Here is a 15,207-nt window from a genome sequence, read left to right on the forward strand (position 1 = left end):
ACTTATCCTTACGATGCCTTGCGATGCGGGGCTGATCCGCGCCCCGATCTGCCCTTCAGCCTCTTCAGCAGCGGCCCGAGCAGCGAGCGCTTCGGCTTCTTCACCTCGCCGCGCCCCGCGAGGCGGTTCGCCATGTTCTGAAACAGCTGGGTGGTGCGGTGGCCTTTGGAGACCTCCGCGATCATCTGGCCGTTATTGGCCGCGGTCGAGAACAGTTTCGAATCGAACGGGATCACTGCGATCGGCTGGCTCTCCATGGTCTTGACGAACGCCTTGACCTCGATCTCCGCCCGCTTGTGCATGCCGACCTGGTTGATGCAGTACAGCGGCGGCCGGTCATTCGGCCGTGCCGCCTTGAGCACGTTCAGCATGTTCTTGGTGTTGCGCAAATTCGCTAGATCGGGCTCGGCCACGATCACGATGTCGTCGGCGTTCACGAGCGCGCGGCGCGTCCAGCCCGACCATTGGTGGGGAACATCGAGCACGATGCAGGGCGTGGTCATGCGCAGCGTGTCGAAGATCGCATCAAAGGCTTCGGCGCCGAAATCGTAGACGCGGTCGAGCGTCGCGGGCGCGGCCAGCAGGCTGAGGCGCTCGGTGCATTTGGAGAGCAGGCGCTCCATCAGCGCCGTGTCCGGCCGGTCCTGCGAGAGCACCGCGTTGGCGATGCCCTGCACCGGGTCCTGATTGTAGTCGAGGCCTGCGGTGCCGAAGGCGAGGTCGAGATCGATCACGACGGAATCGAGCGCGAGGTCGCGCGCGATGGTCCAGGCCACGTTGTGAGCGACCGTGGACGCACCGACGCCGCCCTTGGCGCCGACCACCGCGATGACGCGGCCGGTGATGATGGCTTCCGATGCCGAGAACAGGCTACAGATCGAGCGGACGACGTCGAGGGTCTCGACCGGTCCGATGACGTAATCGTTGACGCCGCGACGCACCAGCTCGCGATAGGGCGCCGTGTCGTTGGGGTTGCCGATCACGACGACCCGGGTGCCGGGATCGCAGACGCCGGCGAGATCGTCGAGGCCCTCGAGGATATCGCGGGTGCCGTCGGATTCGATCACGATGACGTTCGGCGTCGGCATCGTCTCATAGACTTCGATGGCCGCAGCAAGGCCGCCGCCCTTGGCGGTGAGATGCGCCTTGGCGAGACGGCGATCCTGCCCTGCCGCAGTCATCGCGGCGAGCGTCTGCTCGGTCTCGCAAAAGGCCTGCACCGAGATGCGAGGAACCGGCGCAATGTGTTCCTCGGGGTGCCGCGGATCGTCCGCTTCTTCGTCGTGGATGCCTGTCATTTGCCGGTGTCGCTGAGCTTGGCCTTGTCGGCCTCGGGATAGGGGGTCGCGGTCGTCGCGCCCTTGCGGTAGCGATCGAACGCGATGTCGCGCCGTGCGGTATAGGCCGGCGTCTCGGCGCGCGGCTGCTCGAGGTCGGCCGGGTTATCGATCATTGCCGCGAGGTTGCGCTGGCTGGCGCAGCCCAGATTGAAGTACGGCTTGTTCTCGTTGTAGCCGGGATCGAGGATGGACGGGCCGATGTCTTCCGGCCACAGCCCGCAGGGGCCCGCGACCGCGGCGATCCTGGAATAGCTCAGGCGGATGGTTGGCAGCAGGCCGGGATCCTCGGGGCGATAGGGATGCTGGACGATGGCGCGCGAAGGCACGCCGCCGGATGCGAGCACCGATCGGATTTCGTGATAGGTCGCGGCCGCGGCGCGCGAATTGGCAGTGTCGACCGGCACGTCGACGACGACGGAGCCGGTGCCTTCGCGCACCCAATCCTGGGCAATGCCCGCGACGTCCGCGTGCTGCGCGGCGGAGAGGCCGCCGCGCGCCTTGCCGACGAAGATCACGATCGACTTCTTGGCTTCCTGCACCGCGATCGGATGGCGCTGGCGATAGTCGGTCGGCACCGTCTGGGTGACGATCTCACCGGTGGTGTTGCAGGCGCCGAGCATGACGGAGAGCCCCGTCAGCGCGAGCGCGATCCCCAGGTTCCGACGTCGATCGACGATGGTCTTCGTCATCGCTTTGTCCCCTCTTGCCCCGTGTCTTGCCGCGGCCCCCAAACCGTCCGTCTCAGTCGATGATGAAGCCGAAATCGCCGCGGGTGCTTTCGATGGGATCCACGCGGCGCGTGATGCCGTAGAGGCGGTTCATGCGGCCGAGCAGCGCTGTCTGCGCGTCCGAGGCCGGCGCAAAGCCGTCATCGGGCCGCGACAATTCCTTCTGGGCGACCGCACGCACCACATAGGGCGTCACGATCACCATCAGCTCGGTCTCGTTGTTGACGAAGTCCTGGCTGCGGAACAGCGCGCCGATGATCGGCACCTGATCGACGCCGGGCAGGCCGTTGATCGCCTGCTTGGTCTGCTGCTGGATCAGGCCGGCCATCGCCATCGAGCCACCCGAGGGAATTTCGAGCGTGGTCTCGGCGCGGCGGGTCTGGATCGAGGGGATGGTGATCGAGTTGCTCGCGGTCAAGGACACCGCCTGCGTCAACGTGATCGAGTTCGTATTCGACAGCTCCGAGACCTCGGTCATCACACGCAAGCTGATGCGGCCTTCGCTGAGCACGACCGGGGTGAAGTTCAGGGAGATGCCGAACTTCTTGTAGGTGACCTGGGTGGTACAGACGTGGGTGACCGGATCGCAGGAATAGCCTGAGGGAATCGGGAATTCGCCGCCGGCGATGAAGGTGGCGGATTCGCCGGAGATCGCGGTCAGGCTCGGTTCGGCCAGCGTGCGCATGACGCCGGCGCTTTCCATCGCGCGCATCGTGGCGCTGACGGTGGCGACGCCCTTGGCGAGGCCGGCCACGCCGAGCCCGTTGCTGCCGACGATCGGGCCGCCGCTGACCGAGAACGGGTTGGAATTGTTGAAGTTCACGACCGCGGTGCCGGCATTCAGGCTGGCGCTGAGGTCGACGCCCAGCTGCTTGACGATGTCGCGCCTGACTTCACCGACCACGACCTTGAGCATCACCTGGTCGCGGCCGCGCACGACGATGTTGTTGACGACCTTGTCGGAGCCGCCGACCAGCTTCGCGGCGACGTCGCCGGCCTGCTGGGCCTCGACCGGGCTCGACACCGAGCCGGTCAGCATCACGCTTTCGCCGACGCCTTCGATCTGCACGCCCGGCAGCGACTGGCGCAGCGCCGTACGCATGCCGTTGAGGTCGCGCTTCACCGCGATGTCGTAGGAGGCGACCTGCTGGCCGTCGGCGGTGAAGAACACGACATTGGTCTGGCCGACCTGGCCGCCGATGATATAGGCGCGCTGGGACGAGCGGATCACCGCATTGGCGATCTTGGGATCGGCCACCAGCACGTCCTTGACCTCGCGCGGCAGGTCGATGACCACCGACTTGCCGACGCCGAGCGACAGCGAGCGCGTTCGCGCCGGGGCGATGGTCGCAACCGGCGACACGTCGAGATCCGGCGCCTGCATCGGCGCCTGGTCTCCGACCGGCGCATCCGCGGCGCTGACCCGGTCGGGAGCTGCAACCAGCCCCAGCATCAGCATGGCCCCCGTCCAGAACGAGCGCGCGCGCTTCCCCCGAATGCGCGAGCCCGTCCGATCATCCCCGTAGCTCATGGTGTCCCCATCATCACTTCTGTGACGTCAGTTGCCGCGCCTGCACGCCGTAGCGGATCACGTTCACGCCGCCGGGCCGCTTGATCGCCTGGTCCTCGGGCGTGCCGTCGACAGCGTTGGCATCGACGATGCTGCGCAGCGCGAGCGTCAGCGTGCCGCCCTGACGCGCGGCCGAGAGTGCTGCGACCTGGTCCGGCCTGAGCTCGAGCGTGACGGTCTTGCCGAGGACGGCGTTCTGGCCGTCCTTTTCCTTCGGCGCCTGGTCGATTGCGAGCACGCGGATGTTGGTCAGGATGACCTCGGACAGGACGAGATCATTGCCTCCGGTCGGGCCATTGGCGCCCTCGGGATTCTTCAGGCGCCGGGTCAGGACGATGTCGACGCGGTCGTTCGGCAGGATGAAGCCGCCGGCGCCGGTCTCGGCTGAAATTTCGGTGGAGACGGCCCGCATGCCGGAGGGCAGGATCGCGGCCATGAAGCCGGAGCCTTCGGCCCTGACCAGCTTCTGCTCGCGGATCGGCTCGCCCTGCATCAACGGCACGCGCGCGATCGAGCCGGCGATCTGGGTCTGGGCCTCGGGCCTGTTGTCGCGGCGGATAAAGGTGCTGCTCGCCGTTGCCGCCGGCCACGCCTGCCATTGCAGGTCCTCGGGCTTGACGGCCTGGCCGAGCTGGATGTCGTTCTTCGCGATCAGGACCTCGACCGTCGGCAGCTTCTCGGCGACGGGAAGAACGGGCGCGGGCCTGTTCTCATAGCCGCTCGCCAGATACGCAGCGACGCCGCCGGCGCCCAGTGCGATGACGAGAACGACAATACGTGCGGTGTTCATACGCCTCTACTCTTACGCGGGGCGCTCGAACCGCAGTTGGCGGGTTCCCCGTGTCGATGAGTAGGGAGTAAAAGTATAAGGGGTGTTGCGAGGCCGAATGTGATGGCCAGTCACGCTCCGCGTTCTGGGCAGATGGTGAACGCGGCGTTATCCGGTCGGCCAGCGTCCCCGTAGAATCACGCGTGGCGGCACGTTCGTTCGCATGACGCGCGCGGCGTCATGGTGAATGGGTGGTTAGGGATGTGTGGGTCGGCGAAGTTGGGAGGTGCGAAGCCCGGATAGAGCGCAGCGCAATCCGGGGCCGCTGAGTATGGCGCACGATCCCGGATTTCGCTGCGCTCCATCCGGGCTACAAGTCGGGCTACTTCGCCCGCTTTTGCTCGATCGCGTCCCAGACCTTCGCCGCGACATCCGGGCCGCCGAGCTTTGCAATCGCACGGATGCCGGTCGGCGATGTCACGTTGATCTCGGTGAGGTTGCCGTTGATGACGTCGATGCCGACGAACAGCAGGCCGCGCTCGCGCAGCGCCGGTCCGACGGCGGCGCAGATCTCGCGCTCGCGTGGGGTGAGCTCGGTCTCCTGCGCCGCGCCGCCGCGCACCATGTTGGAGCGGAGATCGTCTGCGGCCGGCACGCGGTTCACCGCGCCGGCGAACTCGCCGTTGACCAGGATGATGCGCTTGTCGCCGTGCTTCACCTCGGCGATGAACTGCTGGATCACCCAGGCCTCTTTGAACGTCACCGAGAACATGTCGAACAGCGAGCCGAAATTCATGTCCTGCGGCATCACGCGGAACACCGCGGCGCCGCCATGGCCGTGCAGCGGCTTCATCACGACAGCGCCGTGCTTGTCGCGAAAGGCGTTGATCTCATCCAGGTCGCGCGAGATCAGGGTCGGAGGCATCAGCTGCGGAAAGTTCATCACGAACAGTTTTTCCGGCGCGTTGCGCACCGAGGCAGGATCGTTGACGACCAGCGTCTTCGGATGGATGCGCTCAAGGAAATGCGTCGAGGTGATGTAGGCGAGGTCGAATGGCGGATCCTGGCGGAGCAGCACCACGTCGAAGCCGTTGAGCGCTTCGCGCTTGGGCTCGCCCAACGTGAAGTGATTGCCGGGCTCGTCGCGCACGGTCAGGAGCTGAACGGGCGCGACGATCTCTTCGCCGACCATCGAGAGCTTGTCGGGCGTATAATAGGACAGGCCGTGGCCGCGCTTCTGGGCCTCCAGGAGCAGCGCAAAGGTGGAATCGCCCTGGATGTTGATCCGGGCGATGGGGTCCATCTGGACGGCGACGTTCAGTTTCATGGTCTGCCTTTCAGGTCGAGGCGTCGAATGCCGCCAACACATGGCGCGGAAGTCGTTTCGGCGCAATCAGCATGGCATCGAATCGCAACTCGAATTCGGCATGCTCGGGATGCGCGACGAGCCAGCCTTGCGCGGCATCGATGATGCGCTGCTGCTGGCGCGGCGTCACGGCGAAGGCGGCCTCGTCCAGCGTCGCGCGCGCCTTGACCTCGACGAAGGCGATCAGGTTGCGGCGGCGTGCCACGATGTCGATCTCGCCGTGCGGGGTACGGTAGCGCTTGGCGAGGATGCGATAGCCCTTGGCCATGAGATAGGCGGCAGCGCGGCTTTCCGCGGAGATGCCGGTGCGGAACGCGGCGATGCGTTCGGGCGAGGCGACTTTCGGTTCCGCCGGGACCTCATTCTTCGCCATCGCCGCCCCGCAGGTCTTTGGCAAGCTCAAGCGCGCGGGCATAGACCTCCCGGCGCGGCCGGCCCGAGAGCGCGACCGCATGCGCGACGGCATCCTTGACGCTGTGCGCGGCCAGCTTTTCGCGCAGCAGACCGTCGAGCGCATCCGGTGTCAGCACATCGGCGCCCGCCGCAGGCGGCGCGATCACCAGCACGAATTCGCCGCGCGTCTCCAGCGTGTCCGCTCCGCGTGCCAGCTGTTGCAGCGGCGCGCGCGAGATTTCCTCGTGCAGTTTCGTCAATTCGCGGCAGATTGCGGCCTCCCGCGTCCCCATGATCTCGGCGAGTTCGGCGAGCGTGTCCTGCACGCGATTGCCGGATTCGAACATCACCAGCGTCGCATCGATGCGGGCGAGCTCCGCAAGGCGCGACTTTCGCGCGGCGGATTTCGCCGGCAGAAAGCCCTCGAAAAAGAAGCGGTCGGTCGGCAATGCGGCGACCGACAGCGCGGCCAGCACCGACGACGGGCCGGGCAGCGCGTAGACCGCATGGCCGGCCGCGCAGACCTCGCGCACCAGCTTGAAGCCGGGGTCGGAGATCAACGGCGTGCCGGCATCCGACACCAGTGCGACCGAGCCGCCCTGCCCCAGCGCCTCCAGGATCTTTGGACGCGCGGCTTCTGCGTTGTGCTCGTGATATTGCTTGAGCTGCGCCGCGATCGCGTAGCGCTCGGTCAGGCGCCGGGTGATGCGGGTGTCCTCGCAGGCGATGACGTCGACGCCGGCGAGCGTCTGAAGCGCGCGCAGCGTGATGTCGCCGAGATTTCCGATGGGGGTCGCGACCAGATGGAGTCCCGGCGCCGCCTTCGGCACGGCGAGCCGATGAGCGTCGATGGAGAAACCGCGCGTGGCGGGATCCGTAGTTTCAGGTGTATTTATCGGGACCGGCTTTGCGCGCATAATGAGATGAACTTAGGCATGATCCCCGGGACTGGGAACCGGTCCTCGGAAAAAGATCGCGCTTGGGTGAGGGCGAGGAAGATCTGGAATGTGATCCATCCGGCATCACATTCCAGGGGGAACGAAGCGTCAGCGCCATATTCGCGGCGGAAACGCCGCCTTGATGCTGGGTAACGGACGGCGGACAGCTGACCGGAGCTTAGGTGAGGCTGCGTTAAACAGTCATTATCCTTTTGTTTTGGTTAACTATTTGCCGACAATATGCCTGAATCCGCGGCTCGTGTCGCGGAAAGAGTATTGTGACCTGCTGGCGACGGCGGGTCAGAAGAGAAGCTGCCATGCCGGGCCCGCGCGATTCACAGTCTTCATTTTCGGAGGAGTCTCCCGTTCAGGGGCCCCGATTATCAGGGGCGACCCGGCGGAGCGCGCTCGGCCTGTTGCTCGGCACGCCCCTGCTGTCGGCCTGCGCCGGCGTGCAGCAGAGTCTCAGCCAATTCTCCAATCCGTTCAGCAGCTCCTCGCCTCCGGCTCAGCCGGCAGGCCCCCCGCAACAGGCCACGACCGCCGGCAGCGGCGGAGTGAAGGTCGCGGTGATTCTGCCGCTCTCGGCCGCGGGTAACGCCGGTTTGGCGGCACAATCGATGCGCAATGCCGCCGAGATGGCGTTGGCCGAGTTCCAGAATCCCAACATCCAGCTCCTGATCAAGGACGACAACGGCAGCCCGCAAGGTGCGCAGGCGGGTGCACAGCAGGCGGTCGATGAGGGCGCCGAGATCATTCTGGGGCCGTTGTTCGCGCAGTCGGTGCCGGCGGTGGCGCAGGTCGCGCGCACCCGCGGCATCTCGGTGATTGCGTTCTCGACCGACTCCAGCATCGCCGGCCGCGGCGTCTATCTGCTGAGCTTCCTGCCGGAGTCCGACGTCAACCGCATCGTCGAATATTCCGCCGGCATCGGAAAGCGCTCCGTTGCCGTGCTCGTGCCCGACAATGCCTATGGCAATGTCGTCGAAGCCGCGGTGAAGGCGGCAGCGCCGCGACGCGGCGGGCGCATCGTCGCATTCGAGAAATACGGCGCCGATCGCGCTGCGCCGGCGCGCACCGTGGCGCAGCAGCTTGGCAGTGCGGATGCACTGTTCATCGCGGATGATGGCGATGCCGTCGTTGCCGTCGCGGATGCGATGAGCGCGGCGGGCGCGAATTTGCGCAACATCCAGCTGCTCGGCACCGGGCTGTGGGACAGTCCGCGCGTCTATGCCAGCTCGAGCTTGCAAGGCGGGCTCTACGCCGCGCCGGACCCGGCCGGCTTCCGCGCCTTCTCCGGCCGCTACCGCACCAAATACGGCGCCGAGCCGATCCGTACCGCCACGCTCGCCTATGATGCCGTCGCCCTCGTCGCCGCGCTCGCGCGCACGCAAGGCCCCACGCGTTTTTCGTCCGACGTGCTCACCAACCCCTCCGGCTTCGCCGGCATCGACGGCCTGTTCCGCTTCCGCGCCGACGGCACCAACGAGCGCGGGCTTGCGGTGATGAAGGTGACCACCGGCGGCGGTGTGGCCGTGGCGGGTTCGCCGAAGAGTTTTGGGGCGTAGCTCGGGACGGCGGTGCCGTAGGTGGGCAAAGGCGCGCGGTTTGCGCGCCGTGCCCACCATCTTTCTGCACATGTGGTGAGAATGGTGGGCACGCTTCCGCTTTGCCCACCCTACGGCACCTGACTACGCCGCCAGATCCGCCACCACCGCGTCCAGCACCGGGAATCCGCTGCTGGTCACGCGCAGCCGTCCCGTTGCGTCGACCGTGATCGCGCCTTCTTCGCGCAACAGCGCGATGCGTTTGGGGTCGAGCGGGCGGCCGGCGAGTGCGGCGTAGCGCTCGGGGTCGATGCCTTCGGCCAGCCGCAATCCCATCAGCAAGAACTCGTCGGCGCGCTCCTCGCTGTTGAGGAGATCGTCGGTGACGACGCCGTGTCCGTTGGTCTCGACCCGCATCAGCCAGGCCTCGGGACGCTTCTCGGTGGCGGTGGCGTGCCTGATACCGTCGATATCGAGCCTTCCGTGTGCACCCGGGCCGATACCGGCGTATTCGTGGCCGCGCCAATAGACGAGATTGTGCCGGCACTCGGCGCCGCGCCGCGCGTGGTTGGAAATCTCGTAGGCCGGCAGCCCGAGCTTGTCGCAGGTCTCCTGCGTGACGTCGTAGAGCGCACGCGCGACCGCTTCGTCCGGCGTCTTCAATTTACCGGCCTGATGCAGGCCGAAGAACGGCGTGCCTTCCTCGATCGTCAATTGATAGAGCGACAGATGCTCGGCCGCTTCATCGATGGCGAGACGCAGTTCATCGGCCCACATCGCCGGCGTCTGGTCGGGACGGGCGTAGATCAGGTCGAACGAATACCGGTCGAACGAGCGGCGCGCGATGGCGACGGCATCGAGCGCCTCGCGCGCGCTGTGCATCCGGCCCAGCGCTTTCAGCGAGGCATCGTCAAGCGCCTGCACGCCGAGTGAAACGCGATTGACGCCGGCGTTGCGATAGCCGGCAAAGCGCGTGGCCTCGACGCTGGTCGGGTTTGCTTCCAGCGTTACCTCGACGTCGCTGGCGACGTGCCAGTGCTTGCCGATGGCATCGAGCACCGCGCCGACGGTTGCGGGCTGCATCAGGGAAGGCGTGCCGCCGCCGAGGAAGATCGAGGTCACTTCGCGGCCGGGCGTGCGCTCGGCGGTCGCAGCGATTTCGCGGGCGAAGGCGGAGGCAAACCGCGCCTCGTCGATCGCGGCGTGGCGGACGTGGCTGTTGAAGTCGCAATAGGGGCACTTCGACAGGCAGAACGGCCAGTGCACGTAAACGCCGAAGGCTTCCTTAGCGCGGCTCAAGGCAGATCTCCGCCAGTTTCACGAAGGCGCGGGCGCGGTGCGACAGGCCAAGGCCGAGCGGCGGTAGGCCGTGCTTCTCGATGCTCTCCATCTCGCCGAAGGTGCGGCTGTGGCCGTCCGGCAAAAACATCGGGTCGTAGCCGAAGCCGGCATTGCCGCGCGGCGGCCAGACCAGCGTGCCGTCGACGCGCGCCTCGACCTCTTCGAGATGATCGTCGGGCCAGGCGACGCAGAGCGCGGAGACGAAATGGGCCGTGCGCTTGTCCGGCGTGGTCGCGCCGCGCTCCTGCAACAGGCGCTCGATCTGCGCCATCGCTGCGGCGAAGTCTTTGCCCGGACCAGCCCAGCGCGCGCTGTAGATGCCGGGTGCGCCGTCGAGCGCGTCGACCACGATGCCGGAATCATCGGCAAAAGCCGGAAGCTTCGTCGCCTGCGTGGCCGCGATCGCCTTGATCGCGGCGTTGCTGCGGAAATCGTCGCCGGTCTCTTCCGGTTCGGGCAGGCCGAGCTCACCGGCCGATACCGCCTCGACGCCGTGAGGCGCCAAAAGCTCCCGCATCTCGGCGAGCTTGCCGGGATTGTGGGTGGCGATGACCAGCTTTCCGGTGATTCGGCGGTGCATGGGCCTATTGACTACGCCACGGCCAGTTTCTGCAAGTCCACGAGGCGCGCGACGCCCTTGCGGGCCAGCACCATCAGCGCCAGGAACTCGGCTTCTGTGAATGGCTCGCGTTCCGCGGTGCCCTGCACCTCGATGATGCGGCCATCGCCCGTCATGACGAAATTGGCGTCGGTGTCGGCTTCGGAATCCTCGGCATAGTCGAGATCGAGCACCGGCGTGCCGTTGTAGATGCCGCAGGAGATCGCGGCGACGTTGTCGCGCATCACGTTGGCCTTGATCATGTTGCGCGCCTTCATCCAGCTGATGCAATCGGCGAGCGCGACCCAGGCGCCGGTGATCGAGGCCGTGCGGGTGCCGCCGTCGGCCTGGAGCACGTCGCAATCGACCGTGATCTGGCGCTCACCAAGTGCTTCGAGATTGATGATGGTGCGAAGCGAGCGGCCGATCAGGCGCTGAATCTCGACGGTGCGGCCGCTTTGCTTGCCGGCGGCGGCCTCGCGGCGGGTGCGTTCGGAGGTCGCGCGCGGCAGCATGCCGTATTCGGCGGTGACCCAGCCGCGGCCCTGGCCCTTCAGCCAAGGCGGCAGGCGGTCCTCCAGCGTGGCGGTGACCAGGATATGAGTGTCGCCGAATTTCACCAGGCACGAGCCTTCCGCATATTTGACCACGCCGCGCTCCAGCGTCACGGGGCGCAGTTCGTCGGGCGCACGGCGGCTTGGCCGCATGGGAAATCCTCCAAAACTCTCGAAAAAGGGCTATTCGCGGTGCTTGTAGGTGGGGTGAGGGTGGGCGGCAAGGGGGAAGATCAAGGCCTTATTCACTCCTGCTTTCGAGCCCGCAAACACCACGCTTGTCAGAACGGTCCAGGATGGACAAATTATGAGCGTCTGAGAGGAGTTACCGTCTGTGGCCCATCACGATCCGATCCATCTGATCGCGCCGCGCGCAGGCCTCGCCCAGCTCAACGAGCGTTCCCGCGACATCTTTCGTCAAATTGTCGAAAGCTATCTTGCGACCGGCGAGCCGGTCGGCTCGCGCAATATTGCGCGCCTGATCGCCATGCCGCTGTCGCCGGCCTCGGTGCGCAATGTCATGGCCGACCTGGAACAGCTCGGCCTGATCTATGCCCCGCACACCTCCGCCGGCCGGCTTCCCACGGAACTCGGCCTGCGCTTCTTCGTCGATGCCCTGATGCAGATCGGTGACCTCAGCGAGCCCGAACGGCAATCGATCCAGAGCCAGCTTGCCTCCGTTGGCCAGGCGCAGTCGGTCGAGGCGGCGCTCGATCAGGCGCTGACGCGGCTGTCCGGTCTCACCCGCGCCGCAGCGGTCGTGCTGACGCCGAAATCCAATGCGCGGCTGAAGCACATCGAATTCGTCCGTCTGGAACCGGAGAAGGCGCTGGTGATCCTGGTCGGCGAGGACGGCCAGGTCGAAAACCGCGTGCTGGCGCTGCCGCTCGGAGTTCCCTCCTCCGCGCTCACTGAAGCCGGTAATTTCCTCAATGCGCGAATCCGCGGCCGGACCTTGGCCGAGGCGCGGCTCGAGCTCGAGACGGCGCTCGGTGAGGCCCGCGCCGAGCTCGACCAGCTGACGCAGAAGGTGATTTCGGCCGGCATCGCAAGCTGGTCCGGCGGCGAGAACGAGGACCGCCAGCTCATCGTCCGTGGCCATGCCAATTTGCTCGAAGATCTGCATGCGCTGGAGGATCTGGAGCGAGTTCGCCTCCTGTTCGACGATCTCGAGACCAAGCGCGGCGTGATCGACCTTCTGGGACGCGCCGAGACCGCCGAGGGCGTGCGGATATTCATCGGCAGCGAGAACAAGCTGTTCTCGCTGTCCGGCTCTTCCACCATCATCTCGCCCTATCGGGATGCCGCCGGCCACATCGTCGGTGTTTTGGGCGTGATCGGGCCGACCCGGCTGAATTATGCCCGCGTGATCCCGACCGTGGACTACGCCGCGCGCATCGTCAGCCGCCTTTTGGGGGGCTGACCGGCGTTTCCTCCGATCACGGGCGCTTGATTTTCGGCGCCCGAAGCACGATATCCGGGCCAGAAAAATCCGTTGAGACGAGTTCGAGAAGAGAGCTGATGACCGATCGAGACCGGCAACCCGACGACATGACCCCGCCGACCGGGGAACCCGTAGTGTCGAAGCCCTACATCATGCCCGACGATCCCGAGCCCGGCTCAGTCGAGCTGTTGCAGACGGAAGCCGCCGAGGCGCGCGACCGCATGCTGCGCACGCTGGCCGAGATGGAGAATTTGCGCAAGCGCACCGCCAAGGAAGTCGCCGATGCGCGCCTTTACGGCATCACCGGCTTTGCCCGCGACGTGCTCGACATCGCCGACAATCTCCAGCGTGCGCTCGATGCCGTTCCAGCCGAGGCCCGTGCCACAGCCGATCCCGGCCTGACCTCGCTGATCGAGGGCGTCGAGCTCACCGAGCGCTCGCTGCTCAACGCGCTGGAAAAGCACGGCGTGAAGAAGTTCGATCCGCAGGGCCAGAAGTTCGATCCGAACTTCCAGCAGGCGATGTACGAAGTGCCTGATGCGTCGGTGCCCGCGGGCACCGTCGTGCAGGTCATGCAGGCCGGCTACACCATCGGCGAGCGCGTGCTGCGCCCGGCCCTGGTCGGTGTCGCCAAGGGTGGCGCGAAGGCGGCGCCGGCGGCCAACACCAACGAGCCGAACAGCGCGGCTTAGGCTGCGCCTACGCGCTCACCGCGATATCCGCAGACTGAATCCGCTTCACGCCGGCCTTGGCCATGTCGGCCCAGGCTTTTGCGAGCGAACCCTGCGTGTCGATGCCGCGGCAGGCGTCCTCCACCACATAGACCTCGAAGCCCGCCTTGCGCGCGTCGAGCGCGGTCCAGGCGACGCAGAAATCTGTCGCGAGGCCGGCGACGAAGATGCGCTTGATCTTGCGCCCCTTGAGATAGCCGGCAAGGCCCGTCGAGGTCTTGCCGTCGGCTTCCAGGAAGGCCGAGTAGCTGTCGACGTCCTTGTGGAAACCCTTGCGGATGATGAGCTCGGCATGCGGGATCGCAAGGTCCTTCGACAGCGCGGCGCCATCGGTGCCTTGCACGCAATGGTCAGGCCACAGCACCTGCTTGCCGTAGGGAAGATCGATGGTCTCGAACGGCTTCTTGCCGGAATGCACCGATGCGAATGAGACGTGGCCTTGCGTGTGCCAGTCCTGCGTCATCACCACGTTTGCGAACGCTTTTGCCATCTTGTTGATGACGGGCACCACCTGCTCGCCTTCCTTCACGGCGAGGCTGCCGCCGGGCAGGAAGCAGTTTTGCACGTCGATCACCAGCAGCGCGGATGCATCGTCCGGCTTGATCGATGCCGCTGCAAGGAGCTTGGTTGGAGCGAGAGCCGCGAGCGCCGTCGTCCCAAGCGCCGTCAAGATGTGTCGCCGATTCAGCATCGTTCGCCTCCCTCCGGAATGAATCCAGGTGGAGAGGAGCCTAGTTCCGCTTGTGTACGAACAGAAGCCCGAAAATGCTGCCTGCATTGGCGAGGAATCGAGCTTGAGCCGCCGGCGCGCTCAACCTCTCCCGCTTGCGGGGCCCCTAACCCTACCCCGCAGGCGGAGAGGGAGCGCATCTCGTTCGGAGATGCAGCTACCCCTTCGGCTGGATGCCGTCTCGCACGGCGCGGAAGCGGGTGAAGGCGGCGGACCACTGCTCGCGCGGGGCGCTGGCGACGATGCGCAGCGAGGCGCCGCCGCTGCTGAAGCGAATCCACTGCACCACGGTCACGGGCGTCTTGTCCTTGCCGCTGACGCCATCGATCCGGGTCTCGAAACCCTGCTGGCCGTTGATGCGCATCGGCTCGGACATGGTGACGCGCGACTCGCGCAAGCCTGGGATCTGGAGCGCCGCCTCCTGGGCGAAGCGGGCGCGGTCGTCGACCTGCTGCGGGGTGGCGCCGATCAGGCCGAGGATCATGAACGGCTTCGACTCATAACCTGAGCTCTCGTCGCCATCGGCCAGGATGATGCTGCTGCCCGGCGCCAGGGTGCGGATGTCCTTGAAGTCGGCAAGATCGGTGATCTTGAACGGCATCAGCGCGATCTGCTCTTCGGCCGAGACCTGCTTGCGGGTGACGGCGCTCGCAAACATCTGCCGCACCGCCTCGTCGCTGTAGATCCTGGTCGCGTTCTCCGGGATCTGCACCGCGACATAGCCGGAGAAGCCGGCGCCGGGCACGATCATCGAGTAGCGCTTCACCGGGGTATCGCCCGCCTTGCCGCTTTCCGTGGTGAAATAGGCAAGACCCGCGGGGGTTTCGATCTTGTCCTGCTTGACGCCGGCGGTGCCGGCGGGATTGGAATTGAAGGCGCTCACGACCTCGCCATAGGCCGCTGGCGGCAGCTCGGTGATCAGCACCTTGACGCTGCCGTCCTCGCTCTCGAAGCCTGGAAAGGTCTTGGCCGTGCTGAGGCCGACCAGCGGCACCATGCCGAGGCGCAGCCCGGGCGGGAAGATGGCATCGGCGGCGAGGGCCGGAAACGCCGAGGCGGCGAGGAGGGCGAGCGCGGCGAGGGGGCGGATCAGCTTCATGGGCACTCTGATTGGTTCACATTGAGGCCGTTCGATGGTGGGCCATCGGGCCGCTTTGT

15 protein-coding genes are annotated in these 15,207 nt (G+C 66.3%); 3 read left to right on the forward strand and 12 right to left on the reverse strand.

Annotation, left to right across the window (positions count from 1 at the left end; genetic code table 11):
* Positions 1 to 8: 8 nt before the first annotated feature.
* The 7 genes from IVA80_RS03310 to rsmI all read right to left on the reverse strand — a co-directional run bounded on the left by IVA80_RS03310 (position 9) and on the right by rsmI (position 7,083).
* Positions 9 to 1,298 carry an AAA family ATPase gene (locus IVA80_RS03310; RefSeq protein WP_247425624.1) on the reverse strand — a complete coding sequence of 430 codons (1,290 nt, stop codon included), beginning with the start codon at positions 1,296 to 1,298 and terminating at the stop codon, positions 9 to 11.
* Positions 1,295 to 2,029: a CpaD family pilus assembly protein gene (locus IVA80_RS03315; RefSeq protein WP_247425625.1), complete on the reverse strand. Its 735-nt coding sequence runs from the start codon at positions 2,027 to 2,029 to the stop codon at positions 1,295 to 1,297. Before IVA80_RS03315 ends, IVA80_RS03310 begins: the two co-directional genes overlap by 4 nt.
* Positions 2,030 to 2,081: 52 nt before the next feature.
* The gene (locus IVA80_RS03320) at positions 2,082 to 3,599 is read right to left on the reverse strand and encodes a type II and III secretion system protein family protein (protein ID WP_247425626.1); all 1,518 of its coding nucleotides are present in this window, start codon (positions 3,597 to 3,599) and stop codon (positions 2,082 to 2,084) included.
* A gap of 13 nt (positions 3,600 to 3,612) precedes the next feature.
* Positions 3,613 to 4,428, reverse strand: coding sequence for a Flp pilus assembly protein CpaB (gene cpaB, locus IVA80_RS03325; RefSeq protein ID WP_247425627.1), 816 nt, complete (start codon positions 4,426 to 4,428; stop codon positions 3,613 to 3,615).
* Between the two features lie 361 nt (positions 4,429 to 4,789).
* Positions 4,790 to 5,734, reverse strand: coding sequence for a glutathione synthase (gshB, locus tag IVA80_RS03330; protein WP_247425628.1), 945 nt, complete (start codon positions 5,732 to 5,734; stop codon positions 4,790 to 4,792).
* A 10-nt stretch (positions 5,735 to 5,744) separates the two neighbouring features.
* A complete protein-coding gene (locus tag IVA80_RS03335) occupies positions 5,745 to 6,146 on the reverse strand; it encodes a YraN family protein (RefSeq protein ID WP_247425629.1) in 402 nt (133 codons plus the stop codon).
* Positions 6,133 to 7,083: a 16S rRNA (cytidine(1402)-2'-O)-methyltransferase gene (rsmI, locus tag IVA80_RS03340; protein ID WP_247425630.1), complete on the reverse strand. Its 951-nt coding sequence runs from the start codon at positions 7,081 to 7,083 to the stop codon at positions 6,133 to 6,135. The genes IVA80_RS03335 and rsmI overlap by 14 nt, the downstream gene beginning before the upstream one ends.
* A 338-nt stretch (positions 7,084 to 7,421) precedes the next feature.
* Between rsmI and IVA80_RS03345 the strand changes: the two genes are divergently transcribed.
* A complete protein-coding gene (locus IVA80_RS03345) occupies positions 7,422 to 8,672 on the forward strand; it encodes a penicillin-binding protein activator (protein WP_247425631.1) in 1,251 nt (416 codons plus the stop codon).
* A gap of 123 nt (positions 8,673 to 8,795) precedes the next feature.
* Here IVA80_RS03345 and hemW read toward each other — a convergent pair whose 3' ends face one another.
* Genes hemW through rph form a run of 3 tightly spaced genes read right to left on the reverse strand, consistent with a single transcriptional unit; the run spans position 8,796 to position 11,297 of the window.
* Positions 8,796 to 9,950, reverse strand: a complete 1,155-nt coding sequence (gene hemW / locus IVA80_RS03350; protein WP_247425632.1) for a radical SAM family heme chaperone HemW — start codon at positions 9,948 to 9,950, stop codon at positions 8,796 to 8,798.
* Complete coding sequence (rdgB, locus tag IVA80_RS03355; RefSeq protein ID WP_247425633.1) at positions 9,937 to 10,572, reverse strand: RdgB/HAM1 family non-canonical purine NTP pyrophosphatase; 636 nt, start codon at positions 10,570 to 10,572, stop codon at positions 9,937 to 9,939. The genes hemW and rdgB overlap by 14 nt, the downstream gene beginning before the upstream one ends.
* A gap of 11 nt (positions 10,573 to 10,583) precedes the next feature.
* Positions 10,584 to 11,297, reverse strand: a complete 714-nt coding sequence (rph, locus tag IVA80_RS03360) for a ribonuclease PH (RefSeq protein WP_247425634.1) — start codon at positions 11,295 to 11,297, stop codon at positions 10,584 to 10,586.
* A gap of 181 nt (positions 11,298 to 11,478) precedes the next feature.
* On the opposite strand from rph, the gene hrcA reads away from it, so the two are divergent.
* Both hrcA and grpE read left to right on the forward strand, forming a co-directional pair.
* On the forward strand, positions 11,479 to 12,567 hold the full coding sequence (hrcA, locus tag IVA80_RS03365; RefSeq protein WP_247425635.1) for a heat-inducible transcriptional repressor HrcA: 1,089 nt from the start codon (positions 11,479 to 11,481) through the stop codon (positions 12,565 to 12,567).
* A 98-nt stretch (positions 12,568 to 12,665) separates the two neighbouring features.
* Positions 12,666 to 13,280 (forward strand): nucleotide exchange factor GrpE, encoded by a 615-nt coding sequence (gene grpE / locus IVA80_RS03370; RefSeq protein WP_247425636.1) that lies wholly within the window; start codon positions 12,666 to 12,668, stop codon positions 13,278 to 13,280.
* 7 nt (positions 13,281 to 13,287) lie between these two features.
* Here the strand turns inward: grpE and pncA are convergent, their stop codons facing one another.
* Positions 13,288 to 14,010: a bifunctional nicotinamidase/pyrazinamidase gene (gene pncA, locus IVA80_RS03375; RefSeq protein ID WP_247425637.1), complete on the reverse strand. Its 723-nt coding sequence runs from the start codon at positions 14,008 to 14,010 to the stop codon at positions 13,288 to 13,290.
* A 196-nt stretch (positions 14,011 to 14,206) separates the two neighbouring features.
* Positions 14,207 to 15,148: a hypothetical protein gene (locus IVA80_RS03380; protein WP_247425638.1), complete on the reverse strand. Its 942-nt coding sequence runs from the start codon at positions 15,146 to 15,148 to the stop codon at positions 14,207 to 14,209.
* Between the last annotated feature and the right edge of the window lie 59 nt (positions 15,149 to 15,207).

This window comes from Bradyrhizobium sp. 139 (assembly GCF_023074175.1).
Lineage (GTDB): Bacteria > Pseudomonadota > Alphaproteobacteria > Rhizobiales > Xanthobacteraceae > Bradyrhizobium.

Coding starts and splice junctions, on each gene's coding strand:
- IVA80_RS03310 (WP_247425624.1), bottom strand. CDS start 1,298: ATGACAGGCATCCACGACGAAGAAGCGGACGATCCGCGGCACCCCGAG.
- IVA80_RS03315 (WP_247425625.1), bottom strand. CDS start 2,029: ATGACGAAGACCATCGTCGATCGACGTCGGAACCTGGGGATCGCGCTC.
- IVA80_RS03320 (WP_247425626.1), bottom strand. CDS start 3,599: ATGAGCTACGGGGATGATCGGACGGGCTCGCGCATTCGGGGGAAGCGC.
- cpaB (WP_247425627.1), bottom strand. CDS start 4,428: ATGAACACCGCACGTATTGTCGTTCTCGTCATCGCACTGGGCGCCGGC.
- gshB (WP_247425628.1), bottom strand. CDS start 5,734: ATGAAACTGAACGTCGCCGTCCAGATGGACCCCATCGCCCGGATCAAC.
- IVA80_RS03335 (WP_247425629.1), bottom strand. CDS start 6,146: ATGGCGAAGAATGAGGTCCCGGCGGAACCGAAAGTCGCCTCGCCCGAA.
- rsmI (WP_247425630.1), bottom strand. CDS start 7,083: ATGCGCGCAAAGCCGGTCCCGATAAATACACCTGAAACTACGGATCCC.
- IVA80_RS03345 (WP_247425631.1), top strand. CDS start 7,422: ATGCCGGGCCCGCGCGATTCACAGTCTTCATTTTCGGAGGAGTCTCCC.
- rdgB (WP_247425633.1), bottom strand. CDS start 10,572: ATGCACCGCCGAATCACCGGAAAGCTGGTCATCGCCACCCACAATCCC.
- rph (WP_247425634.1), bottom strand. CDS start 11,297: ATGCGGCCAAGCCGCCGTGCGCCCGACGAACTGCGCCCCGTGACGCTG.
- grpE (WP_247425636.1), top strand. CDS start 12,666: ATGACCGATCGAGACCGGCAACCCGACGACATGACCCCGCCGACCGGG.
- pncA (WP_247425637.1), bottom strand. CDS start 14,010: ATGCTGAATCGGCGACACATCTTGACGGCGCTTGGGACGACGGCGCTC.
- IVA80_RS03380 (WP_247425638.1), bottom strand. CDS start 15,148: ATGAAGCTGATCCGCCCCCTCGCCGCGCTCGCCCTCCTCGCCGCCTCG.